Source organism: Pseudoalteromonas sp. AWH4_217, assembly GCF_056161105.1.
Genome location: NZ_JBSWYM010000006.1, coordinates 269,973 through 287,348, shown reverse-complemented (window position 1 = coordinate 287,348; position 17,376 = coordinate 269,973). Strand labels below are relative to the sequence as shown.

The 17,376-nt window shown below is 47.8% G+C and carries 19 protein-coding genes; 10 read left to right on the top strand and 9 right to left on the bottom strand.

The genetic code is table 11. The features are described 5' to 3' along the window. The first annotated feature begins 22 nt into the window (after positions 1–22). From ACXAH1_RS09620 to ACXAH1_RS09595, 6 genes are all read left to right on the top strand, one after another. Positions 23–469 (top strand): PA2169 family four-helix-bundle protein, encoded by a 447-nt coding sequence (locus ACXAH1_RS09620; protein WP_475196315.1) that lies wholly within the window; start codon positions 23–25, stop codon positions 467–469. A 70-nt stretch (positions 470–539) separates the two neighbouring features. After that, positions 540–710 carry a DUF1328 family protein gene (locus ACXAH1_RS09615; RefSeq protein WP_235413881.1) on the top strand — a complete coding sequence of 57 codons (171 nt, stop codon included), beginning with the start codon at positions 540–542 and terminating at the stop codon, positions 708–710. 39 nt (positions 711–749) lie between these two features. Continuing rightward, on the top strand, positions 750–941 hold the full coding sequence (locus ACXAH1_RS09610) for a hypothetical protein (protein WP_475196314.1): 192 nt from the start codon (positions 750–752) through the stop codon (positions 939–941). A 204-nt stretch (positions 942–1,145) separates the two neighbouring features. Beyond that, positions 1,146–3,308 carry a S9 family peptidase gene (locus ACXAH1_RS09605; protein WP_475196312.1) on the top strand — a complete coding sequence of 721 codons (2,163 nt, stop codon included), beginning with the start codon at positions 1,146–1,148 and terminating at the stop codon, positions 3,306–3,308. 171 nt (positions 3,309–3,479) lie between these two features. After that, positions 3,480–3,968, top strand: coding sequence for an RNA polymerase sigma factor (locus ACXAH1_RS09600; RefSeq protein ID WP_475196311.1), 489 nt, complete (start codon positions 3,480–3,482; stop codon positions 3,966–3,968). Further along, positions 3,965–4,567: a hypothetical protein gene (locus ACXAH1_RS09595; protein ID WP_475196309.1), complete on the top strand. Its 603-nt coding sequence runs from the start codon at positions 3,965–3,967 to the stop codon at positions 4,565–4,567. The genes ACXAH1_RS09600 and ACXAH1_RS09595 overlap by 4 nt, the downstream gene beginning before the upstream one ends. A gap of 60 nt (positions 4,568–4,627) precedes the next feature. Here the strand turns inward: ACXAH1_RS09595 and ACXAH1_RS09590 are convergent, their stop codons facing one another. Continuing rightward, positions 4,628–5,443, bottom strand: coding sequence for an aminotransferase class IV family protein (locus ACXAH1_RS09590; RefSeq protein ID WP_475196308.1), 816 nt, complete (start codon positions 5,441–5,443; stop codon positions 4,628–4,630). Between the two features lie 81 nt (positions 5,444–5,524). On the opposite strand from ACXAH1_RS09590, the gene ACXAH1_RS09585 reads away from it, so the two are divergent. Continuing rightward, positions 5,525–5,878, top strand: coding sequence for a MerR family transcriptional regulator (locus ACXAH1_RS09585; RefSeq protein WP_475196306.1), 354 nt, complete (start codon positions 5,525–5,527; stop codon positions 5,876–5,878). Positions 5,879–6,308: 430 nt separating this feature from the next. Here the strand turns inward: ACXAH1_RS09585 and ACXAH1_RS09580 are convergent, their stop codons facing one another. From ACXAH1_RS09580 to ACXAH1_RS09555, 6 genes are all read right to left on the bottom strand, one after another. Next, complete coding sequence (locus ACXAH1_RS09580) at positions 6,309–6,599, bottom strand: energy transducer TonB (RefSeq protein ID WP_253047219.1); 291 nt, start codon at positions 6,597–6,599, stop codon at positions 6,309–6,311. Positions 6,600–6,681: 82 nt separating this feature from the next. After that, positions 6,682–7,440, bottom strand: a complete 759-nt coding sequence (locus ACXAH1_RS09575; protein ID WP_475196305.1) for an alpha/beta hydrolase — start codon at positions 7,438–7,440, stop codon at positions 6,682–6,684. A gap of 52 nt (positions 7,441–7,492) precedes the next feature. After that, positions 7,493–9,526 carry a S9 family peptidase gene (locus ACXAH1_RS09570; RefSeq protein WP_475196303.1) on the bottom strand — a complete coding sequence of 678 codons (2,034 nt, stop codon included), beginning with the start codon at positions 9,524–9,526 and terminating at the stop codon, positions 7,493–7,495. Positions 9,527–9,637: 111 nt separating this feature from the next. Next, entirely contained in the window at positions 9,638–10,096 is a 459-nt protein-coding gene (locus tag ACXAH1_RS09565) for a hypothetical protein (RefSeq protein ID WP_475196302.1), read from the bottom strand. 97 nt (positions 10,097–10,193) lie between these two features. Beyond that, on the bottom strand, positions 10,194–10,667 hold the full coding sequence (locus ACXAH1_RS09560; protein WP_475196301.1) for a GNAT family N-acetyltransferase: 474 nt from the start codon (positions 10,665–10,667) through the stop codon (positions 10,194–10,196). A 158-nt stretch (positions 10,668–10,825) separates the two neighbouring features. Then, positions 10,826–11,224: a DUF4267 domain-containing protein gene (locus tag ACXAH1_RS09555; protein ID WP_475196299.1), complete on the bottom strand. Its 399-nt coding sequence runs from the start codon at positions 11,222–11,224 to the stop codon at positions 10,826–10,828. Between the two features lie 417 nt (positions 11,225–11,641). On the opposite strand from ACXAH1_RS09555, the gene ACXAH1_RS09550 reads away from it, so the two are divergent. Together ACXAH1_RS09550 and ACXAH1_RS09545 are read left to right on the top strand one after the other, a co-directional pair. Then, positions 11,642–13,750: a neutral/alkaline non-lysosomal ceramidase N-terminal domain-containing protein gene (locus ACXAH1_RS09550; protein ID WP_475196297.1), complete on the top strand. Its 2,109-nt coding sequence runs from the start codon at positions 11,642–11,644 to the stop codon at positions 13,748–13,750. Between the two features lie 265 nt (positions 13,751–14,015). Continuing rightward, the gene (locus tag ACXAH1_RS09545) at positions 14,016–14,996 is read left to right on the top strand and encodes a helix-turn-helix transcriptional regulator (RefSeq protein WP_475196296.1); all 981 of its coding nucleotides are present in this window, start codon (positions 14,016–14,018) and stop codon (positions 14,994–14,996) included. A 160-nt stretch (positions 14,997–15,156) separates the two neighbouring features. Here ACXAH1_RS09545 and ACXAH1_RS09540 read toward each other — a convergent pair whose 3' ends face one another. Further along, positions 15,157–15,603, bottom strand: coding sequence for a hypothetical protein (locus ACXAH1_RS09540; protein WP_475196294.1), 447 nt, complete (start codon positions 15,601–15,603; stop codon positions 15,157–15,159). 79 nt (positions 15,604–15,682) lie between these two features. Then, positions 15,683–16,606 (bottom strand): histone deacetylase family protein, encoded by a 924-nt coding sequence (locus ACXAH1_RS09535; RefSeq protein ID WP_475196293.1) that lies wholly within the window; start codon positions 16,604–16,606, stop codon positions 15,683–15,685. 105 nt (positions 16,607–16,711) lie between these two features. On the opposite strand from ACXAH1_RS09535, the gene ACXAH1_RS09530 reads away from it, so the two are divergent. Then, positions 16,712–17,326, top strand: coding sequence for a flavin reductase family protein (locus ACXAH1_RS09530; protein ID WP_475196292.1), 615 nt, complete (start codon positions 16,712–16,714; stop codon positions 17,324–17,326). Positions 17,327–17,376: the final 50 nt, after the last annotated feature.

Sequence of the window (17,376 nt, the reverse complement as noted above, 5' to 3'; positions counted from 1 at the left end):
CAATCAAGTAAGGAGTTAAACGATGACACATTCGAACTACGATATGGAACCTTTGAAGGAATTAGTCAAGGTGCTCAATGGTGGCGTGGAGTTTTACAAAGACGCCAAAGACAAAGTAGACGATGAGCGCATCAGTGCCATTTTTAACACCATGATCACTGAAAAGGTTCAGGCAATCTCGAAGTTACAAACCTACGCGCTGATTGATGAAGGCGAGCGCGAAACTGACTCTGACATGCTGGTTACGTTACGCGAGCATTACACTAAGGTGCTGGGTGTATTGAGTACAGACAAAACACACACTTATATCGCGCAGTTAGAAGAAGTAGAGGATAAGGTGCTGGAAAAAGTGGCCGATGCCTTAGAGCAACAATTACCGCCTCAGTGTGTTCAGGACTTAAGACAGATCCAGGTCCGCATGCAGGCTTGCCATGATGAAATGAAAGCACTTCAGGAATTGACCGCCTAGTTATAAACGTCATATCACAAACTTCGCAGGGCACTGGCCCTGCCCGATCAAACACAGACAGGAGGTTCACATGTTACGTTGGTCACTCGGATTTTTAGTCCTTGCACTGATCAGTGCCATTCTGGGTTTTGGTGGCATTGCCGGGGCCGCTGCGGGCATTGCACAGATATTGTTCTTTGTTTTTATCGCCCTGGTTTTGCTGTCGTTTGTGCTGCCTGTGATTAAAAAGCCAAACGCATAGCAGCCACACGTTACTTCATTAAATTTTAAGGAGCACATTATGAAACACATGATTACTGCACTTCAGGCAACTTTTTTTATCACTATTTTGGGCCTGGCTGGTTGTTCTGATGGCCCTGCCGAGGACGCTGGTGAGCGCGTAGACGAGGCCATTACAGATGTACAAAACAAGGCTGAAGATCTGTGTGAAAAAGCCAAAGAAAACCTCAATGCAGAAAGCGAAAACTGCTAACATCAGGGTATGCCAGCTCTCCACAGAGCTGGCCCTTGCCAAAACAATACACCTACCCGTCAAACCTCCCCACTTGTCTCAGGCCCTTTGTACTTTTGTTAAAGATGAGATTACAATCCGACAACAATCAAGCTAAATACATTTGAGCACCCGCTCATTTTACTGACCAACCGGGGCACACCCCGAATGTCAAAAAGGACAGACATGACAATTCTCAAATTCAGCGCCATTGCAGGTGCGATTATGCTGGCCAGTGCGTGCAGCCAGACCGTGACAGAGCGAAACACAGACACTCAGGCAAGCCAGCAGCAAGTTCAGCCTCCAGTTGCACAAAAAATTCCTCACGTCACCCAGATCCATGGCTATGAACTGGTTGATAACTATCACTGGTTACGCGACGACACCCGAAGCTCAGAGAAAGTGCTGTCTCATCTTGAGCAGGAAAACCGCTATGCAGATGCAAAGCTGGCCCCCATAGAGTCATTACGCAAAGACTTATTTGAAGAAATAAAAAGTAAAATCGCGAAAGATGACCGCAGTGTGCCGTATAAGCGCGGTGACTACTACTACTTCAGTGAAGTAAAGGGCAACCAGGAATATCGCATTTACTACCGCAGTAAACATGCGGACGGTACCGAACCAACTCAGCTTTTTGATGCCAATCAACGGGCTGAAGGCCAGTCTTACTATGGCCTCGGTGCACTAAGCGTCAGCCCGAATGGCAAGCTCATGGCTTTTGCAGAAGATACGCTAAGTCGTCGCATCTATACGGTCAGTGTGAAAAACCTTGAAACCGGAGAGATTTACACCGACAAACTAGAAGGCGCTGCCGACAGTATCCAGTGGGGCAATGACAACCGCAGTATCTATTACATCAAGAAAGACCCTGTGACTTTACTCGGTTATCAGGTATATCGCCATGTGCTGGGCCAGGACCAGTCACAAGATGAACTGGTGTATGAAGAAAAAGACAATACCTATTACACCTACCTGGAAAGAAGCAAAGACGGCAGTGAAATTTACATTGTCCATGACAGCACAGAAGCCAAGGGCCTGTCCGTTATTGATGCCAACAACGAACAAGCACAGCCGTATCGCCTGCTGCCTCGAACCAAAGGGCATGAGTACAATGTGCTCAAACAAGGCGACTATTATTTTGTCTATACCAACGACAATGCCGTCAACTTTAAGCTTATGAAAGCGCACAAAGATGAAGTGTCGGATAAACGTAAATGGAAGACCATCATAGCCCACAACCCTGAGGCGAAGCTGGAAGACGTTGAACTGTTTGACAATCACCTGGTGTATCAATCGCGGGTTGAGGGCGTAGGCACCCTGAACGTGCTTGATTTAAAAACTCGCTCACATAAAACCCTGTCGTTTAATGATCCGGCCTATATGGCTGAGATGGCTGGCAACCGGGAGCTGGGTAGCAGTTTTGTCAGGGTAAGCTACGAGAGCATGACAACGCCTGAGACCATCTATGACATCGACCTGAAAACACTGGAAAAAACGCAGCGTAAGCAAAAAAAAGTACTGGGCGATTTTAATGCCGATGAATACGCTTCCGAGCGCCTGTTCATTACAGCCAGAGATGGCGCGAAAGTCCCCGTCACACTGGTCTACAAAAAAGCCATGTTCAAAAAAGATGGGACCAATCCACTGCTGCAATATGGTTATGGTTCTTACGGTTCAACTCGAGACCCTTACTTCCGTGTCAGTACATTAAGCCTGCTGGACCGGGGCTTTGTTTATGCCATTGCTCACATTCGTGGCTCTCAGGCGTTAGGCAGACCTTGGTACGAGGATGGTAAAAAGCTAAACAAAATGAATACCTTCAACGACTTTATCGATGTCACTAAGGAATTGACTAAGTCAGGCTATGGCGATCCAAAACGTTTATATGCCCGCGGTGGCAGCGCAGGCGGTCTGCTAATGGGCGCAGTGATCAACCAGGAACCTGAGCTGTACCACGGCGTGCACTCGGCAGTGCCCTTTGTCGACGTGATCAACACCATGCTGGACGAGTCGTTACCACTGACAACCAATGAGTATGACGAGTGGGGTAACCCGAATAACAAAGTCTATTTTGACTATATGCGCTCTTACTCTCCTTATGATCAGGTCAGTGCACTAAATTACCCGAACATGCTCGTCACAACCGGTTTGCATGATTCTCAGGTGCAGTACTTTGAACCTGCCAAGTGGGTTGCCAAGCTTCGCGAATATAAAACGGACAACAACACTTTATTGTTAAAAACCGATATGTCTGCCGGGCACGGTGGCGCATCGGGCCGCTTTAAGCGCATTCATGATACCGCTCTGAGCTATGGCTTTATCATTGGCCTGGCTGAGGGCAAACTGTAATACACGCGCTTCCCCGGGTGTTTAACCGGGGATACATGCCATAGCCCGTATCTAAGGTTATGGCATGCCTCTCCTATTCAAATTCGCTGCACTTTTTTTGACAGTCTGTGACACATTCAGGTCCTGAGCACTACTAACCTAATAACATCAACAACAAAAAGCAGGGACATAGTGAACACACAACCTTCATTCGAACAAATGCTCACTGAAAACGACGGGCGAATACGGTATATCGCTTCACGCTATGGCGGCCCCCTAGAGCGCGATGATATGTATCAGGAGATCCTGCTGCAATTGTGGCGCAGTTATGAAAGCTTTTCGGGGCAGTCCTCCATCGGTACCTGGGTGTATAAAGTGGCGCTGAATACGGCCAACACCTTTGTCAAAACCAGAATTAAGCACAATGACATTAAACAATCCGTTTCGAGGCACTGTGGACAGCAACCTCAAGCTGAACATGCCGGCTGTCAGGCCGATATTCTTAATCAATTTATGGACACACTCAGTGATATCGATGCAGGTGTGCTGATGATGTACCTGGATGGCCTCAAGTCGGAAGACATTACACACGTATTAGGGATAAGCGACAACGCGGTGCGCTCGCGGATAAAGCGCATTAAACGTGAGTTCGAACAAAACTTTGTAGGAGACGAGTCATGAAACTGGATGATCTAAAGCATAACTTTGAACAGCAAATTGAAACCAGCAGCTCAGAAGCAAAACTGGCGTTGCAGGTCGATGAGCTTAAGACTAAAACAAAGAAATATCAGCGTGATATTAAAGTGCGCGATTTTATGGAAATATCCATTTCATTATTGCTTATCCCTGTCTGGCTGTACGGTCTCACCATTAGCTTAAACTGGGTCCAGTCTTTAGGCTGTGTTCTGGCCACCCTGACAAGCCTGTATATCCCTTATAAACTGCTCAAAGCCCGCCGTATTTCCCCCAGCAAAGATGACAGCATCCGGGCATATTTACATCAGGAGCAGCAAAGGCTGGCTCAGCAAAAGCAACTCCTGGAAGGCATAGTATGGTGGTACATAGCCCCCATTTTTGTCAGTGTCATGCTGATCACGCTGGGCGCCAATATGAATGATGAAGGAGTTATTCAACTCGATACGCACATGCAATTGTATTACCTGATTGTGCTGCTTGGCATGGTGGGGATCTACTTTTGGAATAAACGCGCCGCCGAAAAAAGGTTTGGATCTTTGCTGGCGCGCGTTGAACAGCAACTTAATGAACTGAACGACGAATAGGCACATTACCACTGTTGATCATCGATGCCCCAAATTGCTTACGCAACGGGGCTCAGCGCACTAGATTACCTGAGCGGGCTCCGCCTGATATGCCCGATGAAGAAGCGCAGATAAGGACTGAGACTCTCTCAGGCTGTGGCCTGAAATTTCTGCCACCGCCACACCCGGTGTCCAGGAGTTCATCACCACAGCGCCGCGTAGCGATGGCAAACTCGCCAATGTCACAGGCTCGGTGCGCTGCTCGATATTAAGTAAGCGTAGTTGCCGCTGGACCATACTCATCATGGTGCCTTGCAGTTTTGGAGCCTGTGGCCAAATCACCGCTTCACCATCCCAAAAGGCCAGATTCCAGATGGTCCCTTCACTCAGGTAACCCGCGTCATCCACAAATACCGCGTCATCATAGCCCTGCTGCGCGGCCCTATGAAGATAGTAAGTTTTACTGATTTCGCCGACATGTTTAATTTCAGGTAACGGCCGACTATATTCGGTAGCCAGCAGTTTCAGCGGTCCGCCCGGTCCATTCGCAGGTTCACCAGTGCGAACCAGTATATTCGGCTGGCTGTTCAAACTTTCCAGGGTGAACTCACCATGAGCAGAATACAAGGTAACCGTTAAAGACAAGTCCGTGCCCGCCGCAGCGATAGCAACACGAACAGATGTCAGAATTTCGGCATCAGACAATGCCTGGCCAAACAATTCGACTGAAGCATGACGTAACCTGTTAAGATGCAGATCCATGCCCTTGACCCTGCCATCACGTACCTGCATAGCGGTAAAATGTGCAAAACCAGAGAAGGCCAGCTGGCTCATCTGTGGCTCCTGAAGTAGCGTGCCGTTGACCACACTTTGCGATGTAAAGGTGTTTTCTTTCATACAATTAACTCCCGGATTGAAACCCTTTTTGGAAGCCAGTACTATAAACCCTGACAGCACTGTGAGAGTCAAGAACGCATAATGAAAATCGGCGAATTATCGAAACAAACAGGGATCAGCATTCGCATGCTGCGGTATTACGAAGAGCAAGGCTTGCTTCATCCCATGCGGACCCAGTCAGGCTATCGCAATTACACACCAAACGATGTACAAACGCTGACCCGTATTCAGTTACTAAGCGCGGCAGGCATGACACTCAATACCATTTTACAGTTTTTACCTTGTATTCGCGGCGACAGGCCCATTTTTGAGCCCTGTGACGAACTTAGAAACCTGTTGTACAGCGAAATCAAAGTCGTTGATGAGAAAGCCGCGCGACTGGCTGAAAGCAAAGCAATACTCAGCCAGTTTTTAGCAGAGATTGAGCAGGGGTAAGTCAGCGCCCATACCCATTGTTGTTAAATCAAAGTAGTATGTTACTCATCTTGCTCAATGGGAATTGTGAATGAAGTGCCCTGACTGTGCCCAAAATGGGATTTCTCCACTGCAGAAATCGCTTCTTATCTTTGATACAAAAGTCCGTTGTAAACTATGTGGTTCGCTACTTTATCTTCACAAAGGCGCTTTATGGACGATAACAGGCGCAATGAACCTTAGCATTATGCTTATATCAATCTTTGCTTTTACCATACGGTCTGTCGACTTGATTTTGTTGGGCGCTGTAATAACTCCACTGTTGGCCGCTGTTGCTGCATTGTTGTGCCCGATGAAAGTCAAATCCCAAATAGGCATTAAACGAAGAACCGCGCGTCGCATTGCCTAGGCGCGGAACAAAACGAAATAAACTCGTTTACGAATTGTCTGCTTAATTTTTGATATCAAAATCCAGCTGCACCTTTTGGTTGGTTTGCCTGACGGGTGCGCCATTTTCAATTTTAGGGTTATATTTCCATTCTTTTAGTGAGCGTATGGCTTCTTGGTCAAATAAGCCATTGTGGCTTGACTCAATAATACGGATGTTCTCGGGCCTGCCTTGCTCGTTAATATCGAATTGCATCTGAACATAACCGTTTTTAATTTGTGGGTCTGACTGCTGAGTTGACGTGCAGCCGCCGATAAAAATAAGGGTAAACAGGGCGGTCAATAAGTATTTCATTTGAAGTTGCTCTTATTATTATGATGAGTTTTGAAAGTCGCAGTGTGACTCGCACACTGCCACAGCACTTTCTACCAGGTCATTACGCTTTTCGCAATTGTTTGCAAGATTTTCCGCCCAGATGCAGACGAATAAGCTTCACTATCTTGTCTTTTAACCAGACAGGGCCAAAGTCGGCGATATCATTATGCCGCGCTTTAGGAATGGTCACCACACAGCTACCAAACTCGGCTTGCTCTGCCTCACTGGGCAACACGCCGGGATCTGCCGGAAAATCACTGGCACGTATCGACAGTACCTTTATATTCTTAGTTTTTGGCAGTGGTACACGACGGTGATCTAACGTAATAATCTGTTCTATGTAAGGCTTACCTTCATTACCCAGCCAGGCAGAGATATCGCCTCCATTAGAATGACCAATCAATGTGAGGTTATCGAAGTTGTAGAGCGTCATTTTGCTTTTTAGTTCACTTTGCAAAAACCCCAGTGTTTTTGCACCACGCTGCCAGTTCTCGCTGCGCGTTTCAAACAAATTACCAGAGACTGAAAGCGGCGGATCGCCCGGTAATTCGTGTCCGATTGCGACCACCAGATACCCGTGTTTATTCAGCACTTTGGCTAAAAAGGTGTAATCAGTATGCGACATGCCGTAGCCCGCGCCAAGGAACGCCACCGGACAAGGGGCTTTTTCACTGCATTGCGCCTGGGACTCGGGATAAGTGATCTCAACCGGGATGGCTCTGTCACGGGCTTTATCGTAAACGCTGGCAGGTTGAACCTCGGCCGCTGCGGTACCCAACCAACAGGCAGTTACCAAACCAAATCCTTTTAAAAACTTCATAAAACTCCTGAACTATATAGTCAAAAAAAGCCGCATTACGCGGCTTTTACTGTTACTTTTTATATTTTTCGAACCACGCGAGCGTGTGTTCTATTTTGCTGATCATCCGCGAAGGACGCCCGGCGATACCATGGGGTGCGCCCGGAATTTTCACAAGTACAGAGTCTATCTTACGGTGTTTTAGTGCCTGATAGAACTGCTCTGTTTCAGCCATTGGGGTACGCAAGTCTTCCTCGCCCGTCATCAGCATAGTCGGCGTGGTGACATTGCCAACCAGAGACAGCGGTGAGCGCTCCCAGTAATGGTCAACATGCTCCCACGGCATCCCCGGGAACTGAGTGGGGATCTGCACCAGGCCACTGTCGGCCGTCAGCACTTTACTCAACCAGTTGATCACCGGCTTAACCACAACAGCGGCGTTAAAGCGGTCGGTCAGGCCAATGGCATACGCCGTGGCAATGCCGCCCGCTGAGCCACCTGCGATAAACAGGTTATTCTGGTCGATAAAGCCTTTGGCAATCATGGCGTCTACACCTGAGTTATGATCGGCAAAGTCTTCTTTTGAGCTGTACTTGTATTTGAGCAACATGGCAAAGCGCTCACCGTATGAGCTACTACCGCGATGATTATCGTAAAACACCACGTAACCCTGCGCTGCATAGCGCTGTAATTCTGCCGAGAAATGTGGACCATAAGCCAGGTGTGGACCACCGTGGATCTCCATCAGCAGCGGGTACTTTTTGCTCGGATCAAAATCCGGCGGCGTGATATACCAGCCCTGGATGGGTTCACCATCGAACGATGATTTATAAGTGACTTCGTGCACTTTACCCAGTGTTTTGTGTGCCAGTAAGTCCTCATTCAGGGCTGTCAGCGATTTCACTTTGCCTTTACTGGTTGTCACTGCCACATCCGCCGGACGCGAGCTTGAACCTTTGGTAAAGGCGATTTCACCATCAAAGTTAGCACTGAACTGACCGCTCAGATAGGGGCGGCCCAGCGTGGTGCCCGACAGCGTATCGGTGAGATCTTTGATTTTACCTTTGGTGGTAATGGTGGCCAGCTTGCGCATACCGTGGTCGTCATAAGCGATGGCCAGTTTAGCGCTGCCTATCCAGCTTGGATTTTGGATTGAACGGTCAAAGTCTTTCGCTATCATGCGCGATTCTTTGTTTTGCCAGTTCATAATGTTCAGTTTGTGATTGCGATACGGGTTCAGCTCACCCGATGAGCTCAAAAACGCCAGCTGCTTGCCATTTTCCGAAAAGCTCGGAGAGTGCTCACGACCCGGTGCATTGGTCAACTGTGTGATTTTCCCAGCAAAATCAACCTCAAACAGATCGCCTTCTAAGCGTTTGTATTCCCAGTCTGCAATGCGGTTAGCCGAGAACACGATGCCCTTTGAATCGCTGCGCCAGGCCAGTTTGCCACTGTGATGGTAATTGCCTGAAGTCAGCTGACGAGGTGTGCCGCCTTCACTTGGCAACACAAAAATTTGTCGATACCCGGGCTTAACCAGGCCGCGCCCGTCCGCCTGATAATAGGCTTTATCAATCACAATCGCCGACTCTGACCACTGCGCGCCTTTGGGCTTAGCAGGCATTTTGGCAATCACTGCCGGCTTTTCTTCTACTTTCTGGCTAAATGCCAGCCATTTACCATCTGGCGACCAGGTCAGGTCACTGATCCCAGCCTGTAACTGGGTCAGCAAAGCCGTACGGTTTTGCGCAATATAATGCACATGCACCTGAGTGCTGCCAGACACATCGCTCAGAAAAGCAATTTTACTGCCATCGGGCGACCAGCGCGGCTGATGGTAGCGGTTTTCGTCAGAGAACAACGGAGACTGTACGCCGGTTTTGGCATCCACCAGCCATAGATTTTGCCTTTTGGCATCTTTCATTACATCGTTGCTGTTACGCACATACACCACGTGCTCACCATTGGGCGAAATCTGTGGGTCACTTGCATACTCCAGCTCAAAAATATCTTCAGCCTGTAGCCCCACATTTGCCTGCGCCAATACGGGTAGTGTTGCAAACGCCAGCAAGGAGCATTGCAAAGTACGTTTGAGTCCAAAAGGCATGGACAGCCTCCTATTGTTGTCATTTTAATAAGGACCACATAGTTATTCAGCACACAGCAGATGTCATCAAATACGCGATAAAAGCAGATAAAAACCCGATGTGTTATAAGGTCACACACCGACTGCCCGTTTAAAGCGCCATAGAATCACAAAAAAGATAGAAAATAACACTGGCCAGAGTACACCCAGGCCACTGCCATGCGTATAGATATAACGTGTTTTTTCGAACGGCACTATCAGGTGCTCCCCCTGTTTAAGCTGATAAATGTTGCCGTCTTCATCGTGCCAGATACGAATTTTCCCGCGTGGTAATGCCGTTTCAATCTCGTGGGAAAAAGGGGAGTTTCGTAACACCACAAATACCATGTCACCTACCTCAAAGTTAATGCTGTAACTTATATTGTTTCTTCTGCCGAATAAGTGTTGAGGTGTTACGGGTTTAAGACTAGTTACAACAAACAGCTCAGAGAGTTCTGGTGCTGCCCGCGCTCTTTGATGTTCCAGCAATAAGGTCACAACCAGACCCAGTAAAATAGTCACAGACGCGACAGGTTTAAATTTCAGCTTCAATTGAAGGCATTCCATATTTTCGCAATAAACGTATTAAACTTTAACTCGCAATTATAATACGCCCGTACCCATAACCACACACCCCATAACCTTACTATCAGGCCAATTGCTTGCACATCACAACCACATCCACGCCGCGATAATTCACACGCTCCTGAGCCTGCCAGCCCAGGCGAGCGTACAAACCACCATCTTGCTGCTCAGTTTGCAAGTGTAATTCCCGGACACCAAAAGAAAGAGCCAGCTGCTCAATTTTTTGTACCAGTGTCGATGCAACTTTGTTGCCTCTTGCATGGGGGGCAACATAAACACCTCCCAGCCAGTGGGTTTTATCCGGATAGATGGTCATTTCATGAAAACGCAGCTGAGCCGCGCCAATGGGCACATTATCTTGCATCAGCAGCACGATTAAAGGGATAGCGTCCGTTTGCAGATACTCTGTGAGCTTGTCTTCAAACGAAGACAAAGAGGCTTCGGGCACGATAGCGCCCCACTGTTCAAAATACCATGTTGCGACCAGCGGCTTAAACTCAGGCCGCTCGGCGAGAAAACAAAATTCCAATGGTGTCATTCCTTGTCTGGATGTTGAGTAAGTTCACTGTCTCAAGCTTGGTACAAACATGCAAGAATGTAATAACACAGAGCCTTTTGTCTGTTGGTACTGAACATTCAAGGCTTTCCAAATCACGTGGGTTACCATAGGAAACAGGTAGCCCATATTGAAGTCATTCAGCTACCTTCTCTTTTCACCACAGTGCGCAGTACCAACGCTGTAGCAAGCAAATAAACGACTGTTGCAATATGCTTGGCGATTACACCAACAACAGCCCCAGATTGGTACGCAAGCCACCCATCCGTTAATGGCATCACAGTGCCCAAAAGTGCCGCCCAAAATAGCGTTTTATAATTTCTGAAATATAACAAAACACCGATAATGAGAGAAATAAACAAGGTGCGAGATACATATATGTGTATCCAGTCCAGGTCTTGTGGAGAGGCCAGCGCAGTGCCCCTAATGTCAGAAAAACCCACGGGCTGGATATAGGCGAATATGGCATAAAAACCTTGTAACACAGCCATAAGTAATACCAGTGTAAAAGCTACTTTCTTCATCATATTTTCTTCCAAAACGTCTCTAACTCACAACCTCTGCCTTTAAATGTACAGAGGGTCCGTGAAAGCCCTTCTACATAACACGTCGCGCGTCTCTTTTTTACAATGTAACAGTTCCTATTAGCAAAACATGTTTTGTAACTGGATATGATATTACCGCCTGGAATGCAGTGTTGTGGATTTCTGGCAAAGCTTATTTATTGTCTGAATAGACTGGCAGCTTCCGTGACTGTATTTTCGCTCGTAAAACGTAAATAGTCAGCTCTCACTGTATCGGCTTGTTAGGTTAATATTACTATTTAGTTACATTGCTAACCAAGATTTAATAACCCCTCAATCTCGCGAGTATCAAAAGCACCCATTCCAAATGGGTGCTTATCCTAAACAATGAACGAAAACAGCCGTACTGCCTGGTATGGCTGGGGGATTAGTATGACTACTTTACACGCAAGATATAAAACCTGGCTGATTAGAGTCAGTAGTTTGGCACTGGTGCTTGTTAGCCTGGGTACAAAAGCAAATAGTGACTGGATCATTGGCTCTGGGATCTATGATATTACCGGACCGGCCGCCGATCGGGGCATGGTAGGGTATGGCGATGTTGGGCAAACCACCAAAGGGATACATACACGCCTTTGGTCTCGTGCATTTGTCATTGGCAAACCCAATTCCAATCAGCTTGTCACCTTTGTCAGTGCAGATCTGCAAAGCATCACCCAGGGTGTGCATCAGGGGGTGCTCAAAAAAATCGCAAGCGACCCGCTAATTGCGCCATTTTTTAACCAGAAAAATGTAATGCTCAGCGCAACGCATGTTCACGTTGGGCCTGGTGGCTATGATCACAACATTATGCTGAATATGAGTGCATTGGGTTATGACGAGGATAATTACAACACCATAGTCAATGGTATCTACCTGTCCATCCGTAACGCCTATCTGAGCAGAGGCTTAGGCAGTATCCACATCAATCAGGGGCAATTATCCGGTGCGGCAGTTAACCGCAACCTTACCGCCTACAACCAAAACCCAGATGCCGACGAATACGACACTCAGGTTAATGAAACCATGACCTTGCTAAAGCTGGTGAAAAGTAATGGCCAGGAGATTGGGATGATCAACTGGTTTGGCGTGCATAATGTGTCGAGCAACCAGAGTCAGCGCCTTATAACCGGAGACAACAAAGGCGTTGCCGCCCAGTTATTTGAAAAGCAAAAAGGGGCTAACTGGCCACTGTCGGGTCAGTTTGTTGCCGCCTTTGCCAACAGTGAAGAAGGCGATGTTTCGCCCAATGTATGCGGTCCTGAAAATGGTTGTGCGGGTAGCAATGAAGCCAATGTTGCGCTATCGGCAAACAAGCAATATAACAAAGCGCTGAGCCTTTATAACAATGCAACAAACACGCTCAATGGTGCACTAGACGTACGCTTTCAGTACGTAAAATTGCCCGGCCTGAATATCTCAGGGCACTACACGGGCAATGGAGCGCAGTCTTTGTGTGAAGGTGCGATTGGCTTTTCGATGACTGCGGGTGCGACCTATGATGGCCCTTCTGGCCAGTCGGGTGTATTTGAAGGCATGACACAGGATAACGAAGGAACCAGCTGGGATCGCAGTACGGTGATTGGTGCTGTGGGTGGTGCGTTTAAATTCATCAATGATTTTGCAGGCCTGCTCGGGTTTGATAAAAACGTGTTGGGCAGCAAAACCCACGAGGTATGTCAGTACCCTAAACCCACCTTTTTGCCCACTCAGCTGGGCGCCGGCGCACACCTGTATACAGATACCTTACCTTTTCAGCTCTTTCAGATTGGTGAAATGGCACTTGTGGGGATCCCGGGTGAGATGACAACCATGGCGGCACGTCGCCTGCGCAGCGATTTACAAACAGCGCTTGCTCCTCGTGGCATCACCACTGTGATTTTTGCCGGGCTGGCTAATGCCTACGGCGGGTACATCACAACCAAAGAGGAATATCAGATCCAGTATTACGAAGGGGCGCACACCTTGTTTGGTCAGTACAGTCTGGCGGCATATCGGCAGATCTTTAGCGGACTTGCCAATGCTTTGGTAAACGGCGATGCCCTTGACTCAGGTCCGAGCCCGCTGGACTGGTCCAACAAACAAAAAGTCTATGCCATTGGTGTGGTTTACGATGATAAACGCCTGTGGGAGTCTTTCGGGCAAACCTGGAATGATGCCAACAGCAGTTACGTGCGTGGTAATACGGTTAAAGTGAAGTTTCGCTCCGGTCACCCTCAGAATAACTTTAAAACCATGTCGAGCTTTATGGAGGTGCAGCGCTATGAAAACGGTGGCTGGTCAACCGTCTTAACTGACAATGATCTAAGCACTAAGTTCACCTGGATCCGCGATACTGCCGCGGATTGTATGGCCTGCTCCTTTGCGCAGCTGGAATGGACTATCGATCAGGCCATGCCCACAGGTACCTACCGTATTAAGCACACAGGTCACTGGAAAAGTGGTTGGGGTGGCAAGATACGAAGTTACTCTGGTCAGAGCCGCACCTTTACAGTGAACTAATTCCGTTTATTTTCCGGCCATGTTTTACATGGCCTTTTTCATGCACCAGCTTTTACTACACTCAACAGCTTCTGCCGCAATAACGACCTAGCGTCACGCTGCCCCCTCCTCAATTGACACCGCGATATCATGACAACATCGGATATACAAAATTTCTTATTCCCTCTATCATCGCTTTAAAAACTTGAATATTTACTCTATCTGGAAAAGCCTGACGCTAAGGTAGTCACATCTCAGAGCTTGATCCAGATAAATAAAAGCCATTATGACAACACATATCACTCAGACTGCAAAAAGCACAGAAGCTTTCATCAGCACTCTTTATCGTGAAGCCGCACGCATACCGCCGGATGAGTATCGTGTGTGGGCTTTGGAACAATTATCCCGTGTCATCGACTTTGATGCGGCATTTTGGGGCAGTGGCAACAGCGCAGATATTCACTTTCATTATGTTTGCCATATTGGTTTGGATGAACATTATGCCCATCAGCTGCAAAAAACACTGCCCATTAACCCTATCAAAGACGCCGTGATCAATAACCTCGGCAAGCCGGTGAATATGCAGGACGTGATTGCTGATAATGACTTTTACCAGTCTCCGTTATATCAGCAATTGTTTCAGCCATATGGTATTGAACGTATCCTGGCTGCCGGACATTTTGATCAGGACAATGGCCTGTATTCGCTGCTCAGTTTATACCGCTTTGACAGAGCACAGATATTTACCGAGTACGAGCGCCAATTACAGGAGCGACTTGTGTTTCATCTGGTCAATGCCGCCTCACATGCCTTTTTTCTGCACTTACATGCAGGCAATGTGCTCCACACCAAGGAACACGCCGCATCTGCGATATGCGACTTAAATGGATGTTTTCACGAGGTCCAGCCCCGTTTTGTCACTTTACTCAACGAGTATTTTCCCAATCGCTCAGGCGTTACCCTGCCCTTTGCTATTGGCAAAGATAACTCTACAGTGCAGATCAATAACCTGGCAGTCTCTTTTAAAGCACAGGGTGAGCTAATGACAGTGACGCTGAGAATACCGGGCCCCTTAGACTTGTTAAGCCAGCGCGAAGCACAAATTGTGAAATGGGTGTGCAAAGGCCTGACCTTTAAAGAAGTAGCCAGACAACTGGATGTTGCTCCGTCAACCGTGTCTAATCACTTATACCGTATCTACGACAAGATTGGGATCAACAGCCGCAGTGAGCTTGCACAACTGGTTGATAGCCAGCGCGCTAGGTGAAGTGAATCGGGTCTAGGGCTGAGCGATATCGACGCTAGCCGCTGGATATAAGTACACAGAGCACTTATTACACTTTTTTAATACGCCCGGTTAGAGAGCCGAGTGGCGTTAAGCAGATCCCGGGTCGCAAGCGCCCGGGATGACAAGTGTGGCGTATCAATTAGAGCACTGGCTTTGCAAGCTCAAACCCACATTTGTACTGCGCCTCTCTATCTAAACTGCCACACTGTAATAGTTGAGCGGTTACCTTTGAAAAATCTTTAACGACAGGCTGACCGGTGGTGCTGCGATGACAACTCTCTGCGCGGTAAGCTGAATATGCCACTTTAGGCAGCGCTTCATGAGAATATATATCCGCAACCACCTCGAGCATCTGCTCACCCAATAGCCGCTGTGCAGACATACTCTTTGGATAACCTGCTAATACGTCTTTTGATGGTAAGGGAGCCAGCATTTGTTGTTTGGTTTTCCCCTGGCTTTTGTATGAGAATGCAGAATCTACGATTTGGATCAACTGCATACATACTAACGATGACTGCCTGTTTTCAGCTTGTGCAGCGCCTTGTATTGAAATAACAAGTAAGATGAATGCCAAAAAGTACTTCATTTTTTTCCTTTTTTAATTGTTCACTAACAAGTACGGACCAATTGTTGTTCAATTGAGCCTTAGTCACGTATACATAAGTTTAAAGCAATGCCGCCTGTTCAACCACGATAGCGTGGCGTTGAGCCAGGCGAAGATGGTCTTTGTCGTAGCCGCCGCCGATCACGGTTGCAACCGGTACGCCAGCTTGCTGGCAGGTTTTCAGTACCAGGGCATCGCGCTGTTCCAAACCGCGCCAGCTGATATCCAGCTTGCCCAGATCATCGTGCTCCCAGATATCCACACCGGCGTCGTACAATACCAGGTCCGGATTTACGTCTTCGAGCAGGCCTTTCAAAGTGTCTTCTACAATATGCAGGTATTCTGCATCTTTCAGGTTGTTCGTAAGACCAATATCCAGATCACTGTTGTGCTTTCGAAACGGGAAATTTTTTTCACAATGGATAGAGCAGGTAAACACATAAGGATTATGCTTTAACATAGCTGCTGTACCATCACCCTGATGAACGTCGAGATCAAAGATCAGTACATTATCGACCTTGCCCTGCTCAATCAGAGTTGTAGAAGTAAATGCCAGGTCGTTCACCATGCAATAACCGGAGCCAAAATCATAGTGTGCATGGTGAGTGCCACCAGCAAGGTGACAGGCCACACCATGTTGTAAAGCCAGTTCAGCCGTTTTGAGTGTGCCGAGCGGTGCAGTAAACGTCCTTGCCATCAGCTGCTCAGACCAGGGCAGGCCAATACGCCGCATGGCCTTCCCACAGAGTTGATTGCGCCAAAGATCCCACAGGTAGGTGTCACAGTGTACCGCTTCCAGCGGCTCTGGCGAGCCCAGTTGAGGCTGGTGCAGGTTGTCGCCAATCAGCCCCATGGCCCTGACCTGCTGATACAAGTTTGCAAACTTGCTCATCACAAAGCGGTGGTTTGGATCAAAACTAAACGAGTAATTGGGATGGTAAACCAAAGGTAAGCGAGTATTGAGTGACTGACGGTTTATATACATATCCGGAACAATACAGAACAGGGATAGAGAGAGTGTATCGCATCTTTCCACCCGATGGTTAGTGTGGCACCATGGTTGTCCCTTAACTTTGCGTACTTGTGTTTTATGGAACTGAACTTTGCTGACTTTTCGCCCACCCAGATCTACCACCTGATGACTCAAACCGTGATCCCAAGGCCGATAGCCTGGGTGCTATCCGAGTCCGATACTCAAAACTATAACCTGGCGCCCTTTTCTTATTTTACAGCAGTGTCCAGCGCGCCGCCTTTGCTGATGTTTTCAGCCGGAAAGAAGCCCACAGGTGAGATTAAAGATACAGTCAAAAACATCAAAGCAACACGCCGTTGTGTGATCCACATTGCCTCAGAGCATGACGCTGAGTTAGTGACTCAGACTGCCGCAACCTTGCCCCATGGCGAATCAGAAGTCACTGCAAACAACATAGCGCTTGCTGAATTTAACGGTTTTTCAATGCCACGGATCGCCCACTGCGATATTGCCTACGGTTGTGAACTATATGAAGTACAGGAGATCGGCGATACACCGCAAAATCTGGTGTTTGTGAAGATAGTCTGCTTGTACCTGAGCGATAGAGTCATCGAGCTGGATCACAAACAACGCCTTAAGGTCTTGGCTGATAAAGCCGCCCCTCTGGCGCGCCTTGGCAGTGCAGAGTATTCAGGAATAACAGCGCCGTTTACCAAGACAAGACCTGAATAAGCTGCTCTTCTATCATTCCTCTTCAGTGAGTCTTATTACTGAGACTCACT